The sequence below is a fragment of the Rathayibacter sp. VKM Ac-2754 genome (assembly GCF_009807095.1).
Taxonomy (GTDB): domain Bacteria; phylum Actinomycetota; class Actinomycetes; order Actinomycetales; family Microbacteriaceae; genus Rathayibacter.
Genome location: NZ_WUCC01000001.1, coordinates 647196 through 663945 on the forward strand (window position 1 = coordinate 647196; position 16750 = coordinate 663945).

Below are 16750 nucleotides of genomic sequence, written 5' to 3' on the forward strand. Positions count from 1 at the left end.
CGGGACCATGACGGCATCACGGACGGACGTGCTCGTGGTCGGCGGCGGACCGGTCGGGGTCTTCCTCGGCGCCCTGCTCGCGGCGAACGGCGTCGACGTGACGGTCTGGGAGCAGCGGACCGCCGTGCCGTCGGGGTCGCGCGCGATCGGCATCCACCCGCCGTCGCTCGACGCCCTGGCCGCCGTGGGTGCCGCGGATCCGATCCTCGCCGAGGGCGTGCGCGTGCGCGAGGGCGTCGCCCGGAGCCGCGGTCGCACCCTCGGCACGCTGTCGTTCGCGCGGGCCTCGAGCACGCATCCCTACGTCGTCACGCTCGACCAGTCGCGCTCGGAGGCGATCCTGCGCGACCGGCTGCGGGCCTCCTCCCCCGGCGCCCTGCGCACCGGCGTCGCGATCACCGGCCTGCAGCGCTCCGGCGACCACGTCGACGTCACGGGCGCCTCGGAGGGCGGCGGGACGGTGTCGATCCGCGCGTCGTTCGTCGTCGGCGCCGACGGGGCGCGCAGCACCGTGCGGGAGCTGCTCGGGATCGGCACCAGCGGCCGCGACTACGCCGACCGCTACGTGATGGGCGACTTCGCCGATCCGGAGCCGGCGTCGCGGGAGTCGTCGGCCCTGGTCGACGTCGGCCCCGACGGCGTCGTGGAGTCGTTCCCGCTGCCGGGCGCGCGCCGCCGGTACGTGGCGCTCCGGGGCGCCGAGCCGCTCGAGGATCCGTCGGGGGGCGCGGATCCGCAGGTAGCGGCGGCCCTCGCGGCCGTCGTGCGCTCGCGGACCGGCGCCGAGCCGGATCCGGCGACCTGCACCATGACCAGCGGCTTCGGCGTCCGGCGCCGCACCGCCGACCGCATCGGGATCGGCCGTGTGGTGCTGATCGGCGACGCCGCCCACGAGATCAGCCCGATCGGCGGCCAGGGCATGAACCTCGGCTGGCTCGACGCGGCCGAGCTCGCTCCCCTGCTCACCGACGCCGTCCGCGGTGGTGCCGCCGGGCCGTGGCCCGACTTCGCCCGCCGCCGCACGGTCGTCGCGCGCCGGGCGGCGCGCCAGGCGGAGGCGAACATGGCGCTGGGGCGCCCGGTTCGCGGCGTCGCCCGCGTGAGTCGCGAGGCGGGGCTCCGGGCGGCGCTGGCGCTCCCCTCCGCGGATCTGCTCGCCCGCGTCTACGCGATGCGCTGGTCCTGAGCTCTCAGGCCACCAGGCGTGCGCCCGAGAGGCCGAGCTCGACCACCAGCACGAGCGACGCGATGATCACCAGCCGGAACAGCGTCCTGCTCGGCGGCCCCGTCAGCACCAGGCGGATGCCCACGGCCGCGAGGACGATCACGACCACGGTCCCGGCGACCGCGAGGGCGACTCCGCCGCCGCGCACCGGCTCGTCGCCGACGACCTGGCCGACGAGCACGAGCACCGCCGCGATGACGAGCGAGCCGAACGCGACGATGCCCGACAGCCGGAGCCCGAGGCGGTGCGGGAACCCGCGGATGCCGGTCGCCGCGTCGTCGACGAGGTCGGGCAGGACGTTCGTGCAGTGGATCGCGACGCCGAAGACCGCTCCGGTCGCGATCGCCCACGCGGCCGGCAGCTGGTCGCCGCCCGCCGAGACCGCGACGACCGGCAGCAGGCCGAACGCGACGACGAACGGCACCACCGAGAAGGCCGTGCGCTTGAGCCCGGCGTCGTAGGCCCATCCCGCGCCGACGAGCACCAGGTGCGCCGCAGCGGCGATCGGCCCGAGGAAGAGGGAGAGCACGACGGCGATCGCCGCGGTGCCGACGGCGGCCGCCCGCACCTCGCCCACGCTGATGCGCCCGAGCGCGACCGGCTTGTCGGTGCGGCCCACGGCCCGGTCGCGGTCGGCGTCGATCCAGTCGTTCGCGAGGCCGATCGACAGCTGCCCGGCGACGACGGCGAGCGCGACGAGGAGCACGATCCCGGGAGCGTGGCCGGAGGCGACGGCGATCACGGTCGCCAGCACGGTCACGGTGACGGTCGGCCCGGGATGCGACGACGCCAGCAGCAGGCGCACCCGAGAGGTCATCGGGCCAGCCTACGGGCGCGGCTCTCCGCCGGCGATGCGCCTGCGCGCAGCCCGCTCGGCGAAGGCGTCGAGCGCCGCGATCATCCGGTCGGCGATCCAGATGCGATTGCGCCGGTGCGAGTCGGCCGGACGCAGGACCCCGCACTCGACGAGCGCATCCAGCGCTCGGTACGCAGCCGGAGCAGAGATGCCCAGTCGCGAGCCGACCACGGGACCCGAGAGGACGGGCTGCTCGAGCGCGAGATCGGCGACGCGCCTGGCCGAGTGATCCGACCGGAGCCCCGCGAGCGCGTCCCGCCAGGTGCCTCGGATCCCCTCGATGTCCTCGGCGAGCTCCCGTCCGCTGCGGACCGCGAAGACCGAGGCATCGCTGAACGCCAGCACCATCGCGTCGACGTCGCCCTCTCGATACCGACCGAGCGCCGCGTAGTAGGCGTCGACGTCATGGAGCAGCCCGGCCGACACCGGCACGGTGACGGTTCGCGTGAGCCGGGCTGTCCGGAGCATCGCCTGGACGAGCGCTCGACCGGTGCGTCCGTTGCCGTCGGGGAACGGATGGATCGTCTCGAACTGCGCGTGCGCGATCGCGGAGTGAGCGAGCGCGGGCACATCGGATCGTGCGATGAACTCGATCAGGTCGTCCATGGCCGCCGGGACACGCTCGGGGATCGGCGGGACGAAACCCGCCTGGTGCGGGCTCACGCTCGATCCGCCGATCCACACCTGCTGGGAGCGGTAGGCGCCGGTCAGCTCGGGGGCGTGACCCGAGAGCAGCGCCGCGTGCATCGCGATGATGCCGTCGGAGTCGATGCCGTCGGTGAGCGCGAGCGCCGCCGTCATCGCCCGCACGTTGCGGACGATCAGGGCGGCGTTGCCGGTGTCGCGTTCACCGAGCTCGGTCTCGGCGATCGCCCGTGCGCCGCTCGTCAGGTTCTCGATCTGCGAGGAGGACGCCGACTCGCTGCGCAGGAGTATCGAGGCGAACGGCAGGACGGACGCGCCGAGCTCTGCGTCGAAGCGGGTCAGCAGCGCGGAGGCGTCGGCCGCCTCCGCCGCGACGGCAGGGCTGATCTGCACCGGCACGTCCGCGATCCGCGGCGGGATCGAGGCGGTGTACGGGCCTCGGCTGGCGTCCCACTGCCGTCGCGTCAGATCGTCGCGCCGGAGCTGCGAGGTCCACGGCACCGACTCGTGGTCGAGAGCGGGCCAGGCGGACATGTGAACAACGGTAGTCCTTGTTTGCCTTTCCGCGCTAAAAGTGAACAAGGGCCGCGCCTGATCACGGAATGCCCGGCACTCCGCCATCGTTGGGGCAACCGACACCGTCCCGAAGGGATCACATGGACATCGTGCGCTGGCTGTTCGACGCGCAGCTCGTCATCGGCGACCAGACGATCCTCTGGCGCGAGGTGATCGGCAACGTCTTCGGCCTGCTCAGCGCGCTCGGCGGTATGCGCCGGAAGGTCTGGGCGTGGCCGGTCGGGCTGATCGGCAACGTGCTGCTCTTCACCGTGTTCATGGGCGCACTGTTCGACACTCCGAACCCCGTGAACCTGCTCGGCCAGGCCGGGCGGCAGGTGATGTTCATCATCGTCAGCGTCTACGGCTGGTACCGCTGGACCCACCGACCCGAGGCGGCGACGGCCGCGATCGAGCCGCGGTGGGCCTCCTGGCGCACGCGGGGCCTGCTCGTGCTGGGCATGATCGGCGGCACGGCAGTGCTCACTCCGGTGTTCCGCGCCCTCGGCTCGTACGAGCCGGTGTGGAGCGACGCGTGGATCTTCGTCGGCTCGCTGCTCGCCACCTACGGGATGGCGAAGGGCTGGGTCGAGTTCTGGCTGATCTGGGTCGCGGTCGACCTGGTCGGCGTGCCGCTGCTGTTCTCGGCCGGCTACTACGCCTCCGGGCTGATGTACGTGTTCTACGGCGCGTTCACGCTGACCGGCTTCTTCGTCTGGCTCCGCCAGGCGCGCCGCTCCGTCCCGCCGATCGTGACGGTCGGCTAGAGGGCGGTCAGGCCAGGGCGCGCGTGCAGTCGGCGCACAAGCCGAACACGTCGACGACGTGGTGCGCCTCGGTGAAGCCGTGCTGCGCCGCGACGGAGCGGGCCCACGTCTCGACCTCGTCGGCCGCGATCTCGACCGTCAGCCCGCAGCGCCGGCAGATCAGGTGGTGGTGGTGCGTGCCCGGCGTGCAGGCCCGGTAGAGGCTCTCGCCCTCGGGCGACTGCAGCGAGTCGGCCTCGCCCTCGCCGGCCAGGTCCGACAGCGCCCGGTAGACCGTGGCGAGCCCGATCGGCGATCCGGAGGCGTGCAGCGCGCTGTGCAGCCCCTGCGCGCTCACGAAGTCGTCGCGCCCGGTCAGCGCCTCGCGCACGGCCTCGCGCTGCCACGTGTTGCGCTTGACCACCGGCGTTCCGTCCTTCTTCTCCACCCGCCCCACGCTACGCGCCGACCCTGAGACGCGCGGATCGTCGGACGCCCTTGCGTCCGACGATCCGGCAGACCACGTAGATCGTGAACGAGATCGTCGTCACGTAGGGGCTGATCGGCACGGAGCCGCCGAGCGCCAGCAGGATGCCGCCGACGAGCGCGCCGACGGCGAAGAGGACGCTGAGCAGCGGCACCACGACCGGCGACGCCGAGAGGCGCAGCGCCGCGGCGGCAGGAGTGACCAGGATCGCGAGCACGAGCAGCGAGCCGACGATCTGCACCGAGACGGCGACCGCGAGGCCCAGCAGCAGCATGAAGGCGATCGACAGCGCGCGCGTCGGGATCCCGCGCGCCGCGGCGACGTCGGCGTCGACGCTCGCGAAGGTCAGCGGGCGCCAGATCAGCGCGAGCCCGATGACGACCACGATCGAGATCGCGATCAGCCAGCCGAGCTGCGGGTCGTCGACGGCGACGATCTGCCCGGTCAGCAGGCCGAACTTGTTGGCGCTGCGGCCCGGGTAGAGCGCGAGGCAGAGGATGCCGAGGCCCAGGCCGAAAGGCATCAGCACGGCGATGATCGAATTGCGGTCGCGCGCCCGCGCGCCGAGCAGCCCGATCAGCAGGGCCGCCACGAGCGAGCCGATGATCGAGCCCTGCACGACTCCGACGCCGAGCAGGAGCCCCGCGGAGGCACCCGCGAACGACAGCTCGCTGATCCCGTGCACCGCGAAGGCCATGTCGCGCGACATCACGAAGACGCCGATGAGCCCGCCGACGACACCGAGGACGGCCCCGGCGATCACCGAGTTCATCAGCAGCGCGAGCAGCGCGCCGTAGTCCGAGAAGTCGAAGATCTGCGACCAGACGTCGTCGGTCATGCGCGCTCCTCCCTCTGCTCGTGCTCGTGCTCGTGGGCGTGGCTGTGGTCGGGGGCGCCGACCACGATCACGCGGCCGCGGGCGCGGATGACGTCGACGGGCGCGTCGTAGAGCTCGCTGAGCACCTCCGACCGCAGCACTTCGTCGGGGGTCCCGACGCGGAACCTGCCGCCGGCGAGGTACAGCACGCGGTCGACCATCCCGAGCACCGGATTCACGTCGTGCGTGACGAAGAGGACGCCGAGCTCGCGCTCGCGGCGGTGCCGGTCGATCAGCTCGCTCACCGCGCGCTGGTGCGCGAGGTCGAGCGCGATCAGCGGCTCGTCGCAGAGCAGGAGCGCGGGATCGCCCGCGAGGGCCTGGCCGACGCGGACGCGCTGCTGCTCGCCTCCGGACAGGCTGCCGATGGGGGCGTCGCCGAAGCCGGTCGCGCCGACCGCCTCGAGCAGCGCGTCGACCCGGGCGCGCCGCAAGCGCGAGGGCAGTGGCAGGCCGAAGCGGTGGCCGTCGATCCCGAGGCCGATGAGGTCGCGGGCCCGCAGGGGCGTGCCGTCGTCGGCGAGCTTCTGCTGGGGGATGTATCCGATGCGGCGGTTGCCGCGGTGCACGGGCGCACCGAGGACGCGCAGCTCACCCTCGCTCAGGGCCTGCTGACCGAGGACCGCCTTCAGGAGGCTCGTCTTGCCCGAGCCGTTCGCCCCGAGCACCGCGACGAACTCGCCCGCCTGCACGTCGAGGTCGACGCCGCTCCACAGCTCGCGGTCGCCGAAGCGGAGCCCGGCGCCGCGCAGCTGCAGCACCGAAGGGCCCGCCTCCGAGGAGACGGGCCCCGAGGTCGGGTCGTCCTGTGTCACGACGAGACGGCTCCCTCGATGGCGTCGAGGTTCGCGGTCATCCAGCCGACGTACCCGCCGGCGTCGTCGGGCAGCGTCTCGGTGACGCCGACGGCCGGGACGCCGGCCGCCTCGGCGGCGTCGAGCAGCGCGTCGGTCTGGGCGCTCTCGGTCTGCTCGTTGTAGACCAGGGCGTCGACGGCCCTGCCCGGGAAGAGGGCGAGGGTGTCCTGGAGCGTGGTCGCGGGCACGTCGGTGCCCTCCTCGACCGCCTCGCTGAACGCCTCCGGAGTCGCGTTCACGAGACCCAGCGCGTCGGTCATGTAGAGCGGGACGGGCTCCGTGATCGCGATCGAGCGGCCGCCGAGAGCGCCCTTCAGCGACGCCTCCCGCTCGACGAGGGCGTCGATCTGCTCGTTCAGGGTCGCGACATTCGCGGTGTAGGTCGAGGTGTTGCCGGGGTCGATGCTCGAGAGCTGGTCGCCGATCACGGTGACGACGTCGCGGACCGCGTCGAGGTCGTACCAGACGTGCTCGTTGAACGCGGCGTGCTCGTGGCCGTCGTCGGCGGCATCGGCCTCCTCGCCCTCGTGCTCGTGGTCGTGCTCGTCCTCGAGGCCGGCCGAGACGGTGGCGGTGATCACGGGCGCGTCGGAGGAGGAGGCGTCGAGCATGGTCTCGATGAACGGGTCGTAGCCGCCGCCGTTCTCGATCACGAGCGCGGCGCCGGAGAGCGCGAGCTGGTCGCGCGCAGTGGCCTCGTACTCGTGCGGATCCTTGTCGGGGCTGTCGATGATGCTGGTGACCTCGACGAGGTCGCCGCCGACGCTCGCGGCGAGGTCGCCGTAGACGTCGGTCGAGGCGACGATCTGCACGAGCCCGTCGGTCGCGGCGTCGGACGCGGCACCGGTGCCGGAGCACGCGGTCAGGGCGAGGACGGAGGCGCCGAGCAGGGCGGCGAGCGGGAGGGTGCGGGTCTTCACGGTGGGGAGCCAATCTAGGTCCGAGGCCGGACGGTCGGGGTGCCCACACGGTAGCGGCTATTGATAACGATTGTCAAAATCGCGAGCAGCGCCCGGTCGTGACGGTATGTGCTGTCTGCGATACAACGTTGTAGGTTGGGGCGATCCGAGCCGGCCGAGGAGGAACGTGGCGGTCACCCTGCGCGACGTCGCCCGCATGGCGGAGGTGTCGATCAAGACGGTCTCCAACGTCATCAACGACTACCCGCACATCCGCCCCGAGACGCGGGCGCGCGTCGAGGCGGCGATCGCCGAGCTGGGCTACCGCCCCAATCTCTCGGCGCGCAGCCTCCGTCGGGGGCGCACAGGAGTGATCGGGCTCGCCCTGCCCGAGCTGAGCCTCCCCTACTTCGCCGAGCTGGCCGACAGCGTGATGCGCGCCGCCGACCGGCGCGGGCTCACCGTCCTGATCGAGCAGACCGAGGGCGACCCCGCGCGCGAGCGCAGCGTCCTCACGAGCGCCCGCCGTCAGCTGACGGACGGGCTGCTCTTCAGCCCGCTCGGCCTCGGCAGCGCCGACGAGCCGGAGCTGGCCGTCGACTATCCGCTCGTGCTGCTCGGCGAGCGCATCTTCACCGACCGCGTCGATCACGTCACGATGCAGAACGTGGCCGCGGCCCGCGCCGCGACGGCGCACCTCCTCGCCTCCGGGCGCCGGCGGATCCTCGCCCTGGGGGCTCACGAGGGCGAGCAGGTCGGCTCCGCCCCGCTGCGCACGCAGGGCTACCGCGAGGCCCTGGAGGCGGCCGGCGTGGGCTTCGACGAGCGGCTGGTGGGCGCCTCCGGACCGTGGCACCGCGCGAACGGAGCGGCGGCGATGCGCCGGATCATCGCCTCCGGAGTCGCGTTCGACGCCGTCTTCGCCTTCAACGACACACTCGCCCTCGGCGCGATCCGCGCCCTGCAGGACGCCGGCCTCCGCGTGCCCGCCGACGTGGCCGTGATGGGCTTCGACGACATCGACGAGTCGGCCTACTCGGTGCCCAGCCTCTCGAGCATCGCCCCCGGTCGCGACGAGATCGCGCAGACCGCCGTCGACGTGCTGCAGGCGCGCATCGACGGCACGGCGACGGCTCCGCCCCGACGGCACGAGGCCGCGTTCACCGTGCAGGAGCGCGAGTCGACGGCCTCGAGCTGACCGCCGCTCAGGCGAGCGTCCGCGGCACCCGGTACTCCCACGCGCCTCGGTCCGCCTCGCCGATCGGGCGCAGCACGCGCGCGGGCACTCCGCCGACGACGACCATCGGAGGCACGCTCGCCGTCACGACCGCCCCCGCGGCAACGACCGATCCCGCGCCGATCACGACGCCCGGCAGGAGGATCGCGCCCGCGCCGATCCACACGTCGTCCTCGATCATCACCGGGGCCGAGAACTGGGTGCCGTCCGCGCGGAGCTCCGGGTGCACGGGGTGGCCCGTCGTGCTGATCGTGACGTTCGGGGCGATCATCACGCGATCGCCGATCACGACCTCGACGTCGTCGACCAGGGTGAGGCCGAAGTTCACGTAGACGTGATCGCCCAGGCGCACGCGGTTGCCGTAGGCGACGTGCAGCGGAGGCTCGATCCAGGCGCCCTCGCCGACCGCCTCGAACAGCTCGTGCAGCAGGCGCCGGCGCTCCTCGGCGTCGCGGGGGCCGGTCGCGTTGTACGCGTGGGCCAGCTCCTTGCCGCGGAGCCGCTCCTCCTCGAGCGCCTCGAGACCCTCGCCGGAGTCGGTGTACAGCTCGTGGTGGTCCATCCGCCGGCGGACCTCGTGCTCGCGCGCGTCCATCGCGCCCCCTCTCGTCCGCCCCAGCGTGAGGGACGCCGACCCCGGAGGACGGTCGCGACACGGAGGCCAGGGCGAAGAGTCGACCGGCGGCACGTCAGTCGCAGGCGCAGATCTCGCGGCGGATCCAGTCGCCGGCGTCCGCGACCGGCAGTTCGCCGCGGCGCACGAGGCGGCTCCACTCGATCGCGCGGCGCGTCAGCCGGTCGTCGGCGCTGCCCGGGCGATCGCCGCCGAGCGTGCGGAGGAACACGTGCGCGAGCCCGCCGCCGAGGAAGAGCGTCGCGCCGGCGACTCCGGCGAAGTGCCTCGCCTGGCCGCGGGTGTCGTCGTCGTAGGCGGGGGCGAACCCGCGGCCGCGGATCCGGTTGCGACCGCCGGTGGCCAGGTCGACGGGGCCGAGCAGCCCGCCCCTGATGCCCGCGATCTCGAGCGCGACCGCGTGGAGGAAGGCCCGGGGCCGCGCCTCGCGCGACGCGATCGCGTCGACCCGGTCGGCGAGGAGTGCGCACGCGTCGATCGATCCCACGCCGTCCAGTACAGCACCTCGGCGCTCTTGACACCGCCCCGGGCGACTCCCCATCATCGTTTCTACAACGTTGTCTCCATCGTTGTAGAGACGCTCCGGAAGGCTCCCCATGACCGACGCCCCCCGCGCCGCCGCCTCGGCGCGCATCACCCTCGACCCGGCCGCGGTGGTCGCTCCCGTGAACCCGCGCCTCTTCGGCTCGTTCGTCGAGCACCTCGGCCGCTGCGTCTACGACGGCATCTACGAGCCCGGGCACCCGACCGCGAACGAGGACGGCTTCCGCCTCGACGTCGTCGACCTCGTCAAGGAGCTCGGCTCGACGACGATCCGCTACCCCGGCGGCAACTTCGTCTCGGGCTACCGCTGGGAGGACGGGGTCGGCCCGCGCGCCGAGCGCCCCCGCCGCCGCGACCTGGCCTGGCACTCGCTCGAGACCAACGAGGTCGGCCTCGACGACTTCGCCAAGTGGGCGAAGCTGACCGGCAGCGAGATCATGTACGCCGTCAACCTCGGCACCCGCGGGGTGATGGAGGCGCTCGACGTCCTCGAGTACGCGAACGGGTCCGCCGGCACCGCCCTCGCGGACCAGCGCATCGCCAACGGCACGGCGGAGCCGCACGACATCCGCATGTGGTGCCTCGGCAACGAGATGGACGGCCCCTGGCAGGTCGGCCACATGAACGCCGACGACTACGGCAAGCTCGCCTCCCGCACGGCCAAGGCCCTGAAGATCGCCGATCCGTCGCTCGAGCTGGTCGTCTGCGGCTCGTCCGGGTCGAGCATGCCGACCTTCGGCGAGTGGGAGCGCGTCGTCCTCGAGCACACCTACGACGACGTCGAGTACGTCTCGTGCCACGCCTACTACCAGGAGTACGGCGGAGACCTCGGCTCGTTCCTCGCCTCCTCGCTCGAGATGGAGTACTTCATCACCACGGTCGCCGCGACCGTCGACCACGTGAAGCACAAGCTGCGCAAGACGAAGGACATCAAGCTCTCGTTCGACGAGTGGAACGTCTGGTACCTCGAGGAGTGGCAGGCCAAGGAGACGGCCGACGCCGAGGGCGACCAGACCGCACGCGAGTGGGAGTACGCACCGCGCCTGCTCGAGGACGTCTACTCGGTCGCGGACGCGGTCGTCGTGGGCAGCCTGATGATCACCCTGCTGAAGAACTCCGACCGCGTCACCTCGGCATCGCTCGCGCAGCTCGTCAACGTGATCGCGCCGATCATGACCGAGCCCGGAGGCGCCGCGTGGCGCCAGACCACGTTCTTCCCGTTCTCGACGACCGCGCGCCTCGCCTCCGGAGCCGTGCTCGAGCCCCGCATCGAGGTCGGCACCTACCCGACCGCCCGGCACGGCGAAGCGCCGCTGGTCGACGCCGTCGCGACGCTCGACGACGACCGCGCCGCCGTGTTCCTGGTCAACCGCTCGACCACGGAGGCGCTCGAGGTCTCGGTCGACGTGAGCGGCCTCGGCGTCTCGACGGTCGCGGAGGCGGTGGCCCTCTTCGACGAGGACCCCTACGCGAAGAACACGAAGGACGACCAGGAGCGCGTCGGCCTGCGCCCCGCCTCCGCGGAGCTGACCGACGGCGTGCTGACGCTGGCCCTGCCCCCGGTGTCGTGGACGGCGGTCGCGCTGACGGCCTAGCCGCACCTCCGGCTCGTCGAATCACGTTCGGCTCGTGAGAATCCTCGATTCCTGCGAGCCGAACGTGATTCTGCGAGCCGAAGTTCCGTCGGAGAAGGACGTGCGCCCGGCACCTCCCTCATGAGTAAGGCCGAGTGGCCGATTCCTCCCGATCGCGGGCGATTCGAGGGATCCAGCCTTACTTGCGCGGCCGTCAGCGACGCGACGCCACCAGTTCCTGCAGATCTCCGATACCGCGCCCCGCCAGAGTCGGCCATATCGCCCGGTCGCCGCCCTCCTCGAGCTGCGCGTCGTGCGGCACCCCGATCGCGACGGCTCCGGAGGCGACGGCCGCGGCCAGTCCCGTCGGCGAGTCCTCGATCGCCACGCACTGCGCGATGTCGACCCCGAGCCGCGCAGCCGCCAGGAGGTACGGCTCCGGGTCGGGTTTGCCCCGCGTCACATCGTCCCCGGTGACGACCGTCGCGAGGACCACGTCCGGGGCGAGCGCCTCGACGACGACCTGCGCGACCGGGCGTGACGACGTCGTGACGATCGCCTGACGGATGCCCGCGCGGTCGACCTCGCGCATCAGCTCGCGCGCACCCGGCCGCCAGACGAGGCCGCTGCGCATGTCTGCGAGGACATCGTCCTCGAGCACCGCGGTCAGCGCGTCGTCATCGAGCTCGACGCCCGCCGCCTGCAGCGCGCTGACGGTCTGCTCCATCGTGCTGCCGATCAGCGCGAGCGCATCGGCCGGCGTCCAGGTGCAGCCGAACCGCGCTGCGAGCAGGCCCTGCGCCCGCACCCACGCGGGCTCCGAGTCGACGATCGTCCCGTCCATGTCCCAGAGCACCGCGGCGATCACGAGGCGCTCCCCTCGTGGCGACGGGCACTGAGCACTCCCGCGAGCACGACGGCCACGACTCCCGCGATCGGCACCACCAGCAGCCCCACCCGCAGTCCCGCTCCGTCGGCCACCAGGCCCACGATCGGAGGCGACAGCAGGAAGCCGAGCCGCATCAGCCACGAGACCAGGGTCACCCCGGTCCCCGCGCGCAGTCCCGGGATCTCGTCGGCCTCGTGCATCGCGGCGGGCACCGTGGTCGCGAGCCCGAACCCGGCCGCTGCGAATCCGAGGATCGTGCCGGGAACGGACGGGAACAGCAGCGCCGCGCCCATCCCGACCGCCGTGATCGCGCCGCCGACCCGCACGACCGTGCGCTGCCCGAAGCGGTCGACCAGCCGGTCGCCGAAGATCCGGCCGACGAACTGGGCACCGACGAGAGCGACGAATCCGTAGGCTGCGACCGCCGCCGTGGCGCCGAGGTCGCCGTTCAGGTAGACGGCCGCCCAGGTCGAGGCCGCGTCCTCGACGAGCGTGCCCGCGATGGCGACGGCGACGAGCGCCGCGAGCACGAAGCCGACCCGCGCCGTGACGCGTCCGCGAACGGCCGGCGCCGCGCCGGGCTCGGACTCGTCGTCCTTCCCGGGGAGGCAGAAGCGCAGCGCCACGAGCGACACCACCGAGAAGAGCGCCCCCGAGATCAGGAGGTGGGTCGAGCGGGGGACGCCCAGCGCGATGGCGCCCGCCGCCATCGAGCCGCCGAGCACCGCGCCGATCGACCAGATCGCGTGGAAGGAGTTGATGATCGAGCGGCCGAAGCGCCGCTGCACCCGCAGCCCGTGCGTGTTCTGCGCCACATCGGCGATCGCGTCGGTGGCACCGGCGACGAGGAGGGCCGCCGCGAAGGCGAGGAGCGTGGGCGAGAACCCGGCGACGACGGTCCCGGCCGCTGTGAGGATCGTGCCCGCGACCGTGGTGCGCCCACTCCCGAACCGCCGGATCAGCGATGCGGCAGCGAGCCCCGCGAGGATCGCACCGGCCGGGAACGCCGCGATCGCGACTCCGTACGCCGCGTTGTCGAGCCCGAGGTCGGCTTTGATCTCGGGGAAGCGCGGGATGAGGTTGGCGAACAGCGCGCCGTTCGTGAGGAACAGCGCGGCCACGGCGCCGCGGGCGCGGCGGGCCTCGCGGGACGGAGGCGTGAGGTCAGTCATGTGTACGAACGTACACGCGATGTGTACGATCGTGCGCATGGACTACTTCGCCGGAGACGACCGCACCAACCGCGAGCGCATGCTCGCCGGTGACCTCTACATCGCCGACGATCCCGAGAGCGCCCGCCTCGCCCAGCGCGCCGTCCGGCTCGCCGATGCCTACCACCGCGCGGCCGTCGACGACGAGGCCGCGGCCCGCCCGCTGCTCGACGAGCTGATCGGGTCGCTGGGCGACGGCGCGTTCGTGAAGCCTCCGCTGTTCGTCGACTACGGCGAGAACATCACGATCGGCGCGCGCACCTTCGTCAACTACCACCTCACCGCCCTCGACGTCGCAGCGATCACGATCGGCGAGGACTGCCAGATCGGCCCGAACGTGCAGCTGCTGACCCCGACGCACCCGGTCGCACCCGGCCCGCGCCGCGACAAGCTCGAGGCGGCGCTGCCGATCACGATCGGCGACAACGTCTGGCTGGGCGGCGGGGTCATCGTCTGCCCCGGAGTCAGCATCGGCGACGACAGCGTCATCGGAGCGGGGTCGGTCGTCACGCGCGACATCCCCGCCGGAGTCGTCGCCGTGGGCAACCCCGCCCGCGTCCTGCGGAGCATCGCCGAGTGAGCGCAGACCGGGCACCGCGGCGCACCGACCCGCACCGGCGCGACCGGATCATCGACGCCTGCCTCGACGTGATCGCGGAGGAGGGTGTCGCCGGGACCTCGCACCGTCGCGTCGCCGCCGCGGCCGACGTGCCGCTCGGGTCGATGAGCTACCACTTCGCCGGCATGGACGATCTGCTGCACGAGGCGTTCACGCGCTTCGCCGACACGGTCGCTGCGCAGACGAAACGCCGGATGGACGCCGCGGGCACCCCCGCCGAGGCGCGCCAGGCCGTGATCGACGTCGTCGTGCACGACATCTTCGGCAGCCGGCGCGAGCTCGTGCTCACCCACGAGCTCTACACGCTCGCCGCACGGCGGCCGGAGTACCGGGTCATCACACACACCTGGATGGCGCGCTCCCGCGCCGCTCTCGAGCAGCACTTCGATCCGCTGACGGCGAGGATGATCGACGCGCTGACCGAGGGGCTGACGATCCACCGCGCGCTCGACGACCAGCCGGCCGACGACGCCGTCGTCGAGGAGGCGGTGCGCCGGATCATCGGCTGAACCGTACCCAGCCGCCCCTGTCAGAGTGGAGTGATGAGCGCACTCCCCGACCCACTCGCCTACGACCTCGACGAGCTGCGGAGCCGGGTGCTCGAGGAGAGCGGTGGCGTCGTCGACGACAGCATCCCCGAGCTCGCCGCCGCCGACCCGGATCTCTGCGCCCTCGCCCTGGCCCTCCCCGACGGCACGGTGCGCACGACCGCTCGGTCCGACGTCGCCTTCAGCATCCAGTCGGCCGTCAAGCCGTTCCTCTTCGCCCTGGCCCTGCTCGACACCGACGGCGAGGCGCTCGACCGCGTCGGCATCGAGCCGACCGGTGAGGCGTTCGACGCCCTGAAGCTCGAGACCGGAACCGGCCGCCCGCCGAACCCGATGGTCAACGCGGGCGCCCTGCTGACGGCCTCCCTGGTCGACGGAGGCGACGAGCGCGGCCGCAGCGCCCGCATCCTCGACGGACTGTCGGCTTTCGCCGGCCGGCCGCTCGAGGTCGACGAGAGCGTCGCCTGCAACGAGCACCTGCTCGGCGACCGCAACCACGCCCTGGCTCACCTCATGCGGGCGGAGGGGACCCTGCACCTCGGCGCGGACGACGCGGTCGCCGCCTACGCCCGAGCGTGCGCGGTGCTGGTCGACGCGGAGGCGCTCGCGGTGATGGGAGCGACGCTCGCTCTCGGCGGCGTGAACCCGCTGACGGGCGAGCGCGTGGTGCCCGCGGGAGTCGCCCGTGACGTCGTCTCGGTGATGGCGACCTGCGGGGTCTACGACGGCTCCGGCCGGTGGATGCGCGCCGTCGGCGTCCCCGCGAAATCGAGCGTCTCGGGAGCCGTCGTCCTCTCGGCCCCCGGCCGCCTCGGCGCGGCCGTGATCAGCCCGCCGCTCGACGCCCAGGGCACGAGCGTCCGCGGCGCCCTCGCGAGCGAGCTGCTGAGCACAGACCTCACCCTGCACTCGTTCGGCCCCGGCGCACACTGACCGTCGGCCGGATCCACCGCTCGCCTGACTGCCCGCGCGTCGCGCGATGAGCCGGCCCGCCTTCCTGCCTGCCTCCCTGCTGTTCGAGTAGCCCGCGAAGCGGGCGTATCGAGATCCACCAGCGTCAGAAGGCCTGGTCAGCAGCCTGATCTTCTGAAGCTGGCGGGTCTCGATACGCCCCTGCGGGGCTACTCGACCAGCATGCTGGGGCCGAGCACCCCGCTCGCAGCGACTGCCTGCCTCACCCCGACTCCGCGCCTACCGCCCAAGGCCGAGGTCACCGGCGAATCGCGTGTCAGCGATTCGTCGTACCGGGACGCGACCCGCTCTGCCGAACGCAATCACCCCGAAGAGCCGACCGCGGAGCGGATGACGACGCAGGAGGAATCCGCTCGATCGAGCGCGGCCGAGGTCACCGGCGAATCGCGTCCCAGCGATTCGTCGTACCGGTACGCGACCCGCTCTGCGATACGCACCCACCTGCGAGAGCCGACCGCGGAGCGGATGACGACGCAGGAGGAATGCGCTCAATCGAGCAGCAGCGCCGGCTCCTCCAGCACGCTGGCGACGTCGGCGACGAAGCGGCTGACGACGTCGCCGTCGACGACGCGGTGGTCGAAGGATCCGCCGACGGTGGTGACGAAGCGGGGGCGGACCTCGCCGTCGACGACCCACGGCTTCTGCTTGATCGTGCCGAGGGCGATGATCGCGACCTCGCCGGGGTTGAGGATCGGGGTGCCGGTGTCCATGCCGAAGACGCCGATGTTCGAGATCGTGATGGTGCCGTTCTGCATGTCGGCGGGCTGGGTCTTGCCGTCACGGGCGGCGAGCGTGAGCTGCTCGAGGGCGCCGGCGAGCTCGAGGAGGCTCATCGACTGGGCGTCCTTGACGTTCGGCACGATGAGGCCGCGCGGGGTGGCGGCGGCGATCCCGAGGTTCACGTAGTGGCGGACGATGATCTCGGAATCGGTCCACGCGGAGTTGACGGTGGGGTTCCTCCGCACCGCCCAGATGATCGCCTTCGCCATGATCAGCAGCGGCGACACCTTGACGCCGGCGAAGTCGGGCGAGTTCTTCAGGCGCTTGACGAACTCCATCGTGCGGGTCGCGTCGACGTCGACGAAGACGCTGACGTGGGGGGCCGTGAACGCGCTGTGCGACATCGCCGCGGCGATGGCCTTGCGGACGCCGCGGACGGGGATGCGCTCCTCGCGCGAGTCTCCCCACTCCGGGGTCTGGATGTTGCGGAAGACGCTGGCCTGCGAGGCGTGCCGGATGACGTCGTCGCGGGTGACCTCGCCGGCGAGGCCGGTCGCCTGCACCTCGAGGAGGTTCACGTCGAGGTCCTTGGCGAGCTTGCGGATCGGCGGCTTCGCGATCACGGGGAGCGCGGCGGCGGCGGGGACGGACGCGGG

Annotated in this window: 18 protein-coding genes; 7 read left to right on the plus strand and 11 right to left on the minus strand. The window is 72.5% G+C overall.

Translation table 11 applies throughout. The features are described from left to right. Positions 1-7: 7 nt before the first annotated feature. On the plus strand, positions 8-1186 hold the full coding sequence (locus GRS92_RS03265; RefSeq protein WP_159853179.1) for an FAD-dependent oxidoreductase: 1179 nt from the start codon (positions 8-10) through the stop codon (positions 1184-1186). A 4-nt stretch (positions 1187-1190) separates the two neighbouring features. On the opposite strand, the gene GRS92_RS03270 is transcribed toward GRS92_RS03265, so the two are convergent. Next, entirely contained in the window at positions 1191-2042 is an 852-nt protein-coding gene (locus GRS92_RS03270; RefSeq protein ID WP_159853181.1) for a UbiA family prenyltransferase, read from the minus strand. Positions 2043-2051: 9 nt separating this feature from the next. Next, a complete protein-coding gene (locus tag GRS92_RS03275; protein ID WP_159853183.1) occupies positions 2052-3260 on the minus strand; it encodes a Fic family protein in 1209 nt (402 codons plus the stop codon). Between the two features lie 122 nt (positions 3261-3382). Between GRS92_RS03275 and pnuC the strand changes: the two genes are divergently transcribed. Next, a complete protein-coding gene (pnuC, locus tag GRS92_RS03280; RefSeq protein WP_159853185.1) occupies positions 3383-4048 on the plus strand; it encodes a nicotinamide riboside transporter PnuC in 666 nt (221 codons plus the stop codon). Between the two features lie 7 nt (positions 4049-4055). On the opposite strand, the gene GRS92_RS03285 is transcribed toward pnuC, so the two are convergent. Genes GRS92_RS03285 through GRS92_RS03300 form a run of 4 tightly spaced genes read right to left on the minus strand, consistent with a single transcriptional unit; the run spans position 4056 to position 7168 of the window. Next, a complete protein-coding gene (locus GRS92_RS03285; protein WP_159853309.1) occupies positions 4056-4451 on the minus strand; it encodes a Fur family transcriptional regulator in 396 nt (131 codons plus the stop codon). 34 nt (positions 4452-4485) lie between these two features. Next, the gene (locus GRS92_RS03290; protein WP_159853187.1) at positions 4486-5352 is read right to left on the minus strand and encodes a metal ABC transporter permease; all 867 of its coding nucleotides are present in this window, start codon (positions 5350-5352) and stop codon (positions 4486-4488) included. Continuing rightward, positions 5349-6206, minus strand: a complete 858-nt coding sequence (locus GRS92_RS03295; protein ID WP_204162348.1) for a metal ABC transporter ATP-binding protein — start codon at positions 6204-6206, stop codon at positions 5349-5351. Before GRS92_RS03295 ends, GRS92_RS03290 begins: the two co-directional genes overlap by 4 nt. After that, complete coding sequence (locus GRS92_RS03300; protein ID WP_159853189.1) at positions 6203-7168, minus strand: metal ABC transporter substrate-binding protein; 966 nt, start codon at positions 7166-7168, stop codon at positions 6203-6205. The genes GRS92_RS03295 and GRS92_RS03300 overlap by 4 nt, the downstream gene beginning before the upstream one ends. Before the next feature lie 166 nt (positions 7169-7334). On the opposite strand from GRS92_RS03300, the gene GRS92_RS03305 reads away from it, so the two are divergent. Beyond that, positions 7335-8345, plus strand: a complete 1011-nt coding sequence (locus GRS92_RS03305) for a LacI family DNA-binding transcriptional regulator (RefSeq protein ID WP_159853191.1) — start codon at positions 7335-7337, stop codon at positions 8343-8345. A 7-nt stretch (positions 8346-8352) separates the two neighbouring features. Here GRS92_RS03305 and GRS92_RS03310 read toward each other — a convergent pair whose 3' ends face one another. Then, positions 8353-8979: a sugar O-acetyltransferase gene (locus GRS92_RS03310; RefSeq protein WP_159853193.1), complete on the minus strand. Its 627-nt coding sequence runs from the start codon at positions 8977-8979 to the stop codon at positions 8353-8355. A gap of 94 nt (positions 8980-9073) precedes the next feature. Next, complete coding sequence (locus tag GRS92_RS03315; protein ID WP_159853195.1) at positions 9074-9505, minus strand: hypothetical protein; 432 nt, start codon at positions 9503-9505, stop codon at positions 9074-9076. Between the two features lie 109 nt (positions 9506-9614). Here GRS92_RS03315 and arfA point away from each other — a divergent pair, with 109 nt between their 5' ends. Beyond that, on the plus strand, positions 9615-11156 hold the full coding sequence (gene arfA / locus GRS92_RS03320) for an arabinosylfuranosidase ArfA (protein ID WP_159853197.1): 1542 nt from the start codon (positions 9615-9617) through the stop codon (positions 11154-11156). A gap of 193 nt (positions 11157-11349) precedes the next feature. Here arfA and GRS92_RS03325 read toward each other — a convergent pair whose 3' ends face one another. Both GRS92_RS03325 and GRS92_RS03330 read right to left on the minus strand, forming a co-directional pair. Then, positions 11350-12003, minus strand: a complete 654-nt coding sequence (locus GRS92_RS03325; RefSeq protein WP_235021787.1) for an HAD family hydrolase — start codon at positions 12001-12003, stop codon at positions 11350-11352. Next, complete coding sequence (locus GRS92_RS03330) at positions 12000-13196, minus strand: MFS transporter (RefSeq protein ID WP_159853199.1); 1197 nt, start codon at positions 13194-13196, stop codon at positions 12000-12002. The genes GRS92_RS03325 and GRS92_RS03330 overlap by 4 nt, the downstream gene beginning before the upstream one ends. A gap of 31 nt (positions 13197-13227) precedes the next feature. Between GRS92_RS03330 and GRS92_RS03335 the strand changes: the two genes are divergently transcribed. From GRS92_RS03335 to glsA, 3 genes are read left to right on the plus strand one after another with little or no spacing between them, the layout of a single operon-like run. Beyond that, positions 13228-13815, plus strand: coding sequence for a sugar O-acetyltransferase (locus GRS92_RS03335; protein ID WP_159853315.1), 588 nt, complete (start codon positions 13228-13230; stop codon positions 13813-13815). After that, complete coding sequence (locus tag GRS92_RS03340; RefSeq protein WP_159853201.1) at positions 13812-14363, plus strand: TetR/AcrR family transcriptional regulator; 552 nt, start codon at positions 13812-13814, stop codon at positions 14361-14363. The genes GRS92_RS03335 and GRS92_RS03340 overlap by 4 nt, the downstream gene beginning before the upstream one ends. Before the next feature lie 33 nt (positions 14364-14396). Continuing rightward, positions 14397-15335, plus strand: coding sequence for a glutaminase A (glsA, locus tag GRS92_RS03345; RefSeq protein ID WP_159853203.1), 939 nt, complete (start codon positions 14397-14399; stop codon positions 15333-15335). Positions 15336-15862: 527 nt separating this feature from the next. Here glsA and GRS92_RS03350 read toward each other — a convergent pair. Next, positions 15863-16750: dihydrolipoamide acetyltransferase family protein (locus GRS92_RS03350; protein ID WP_204162349.1), on the minus strand; the 888-nt coding region annotated here is incomplete at its 5' end.

Coding starts and splice junctions, on each gene's coding strand:
- GRS92_RS03290 (WP_159853187.1), bottom strand. CDS start 5,352: ATGACCGACGACGTCTGGTCGCAGATCTTCGACTTCTCGGACTACGGC.
- pnuC (WP_159853185.1), top strand. CDS start 3,383: ATGGACATCGTGCGCTGGCTGTTCGACGCGCAGCTCGTCATCGGCGAC.
- arfA (WP_159853197.1), top strand. CDS start 9,615: ATGACCGACGCCCCCCGCGCCGCCGCCTCGGCGCGCATCACCCTCGAC.
- GRS92_RS03270 (WP_159853181.1), bottom strand. CDS start 2,042: ATGACCTCTCGGGTGCGCCTGCTGCTGGCGTCGTCGCATCCCGGGCCG.
- GRS92_RS03265 (WP_159853179.1), top strand. CDS start 8: ATGACGGCATCACGGACGGACGTGCTCGTGGTCGGCGGCGGACCGGTC.
- GRS92_RS03330 (WP_159853199.1), bottom strand. CDS start 13,196: ATGACTGACCTCACGCCTCCGTCCCGCGAGGCCCGCCGCGCCCGCGGC.
- GRS92_RS03310 (WP_159853193.1), bottom strand. CDS start 8,979: ATGGACGCGCGCGAGCACGAGGTCCGCCGGCGGATGGACCACCACGAG.
- GRS92_RS03275 (WP_159853183.1), bottom strand. CDS start 3,260: ATGTCCGCCTGGCCCGCTCTCGACCACGAGTCGGTGCCGTGGACCTCG.
- glsA (WP_159853203.1), top strand. CDS start 14,397: ATGAGCGCACTCCCCGACCCACTCGCCTACGACCTCGACGAGCTGCGG.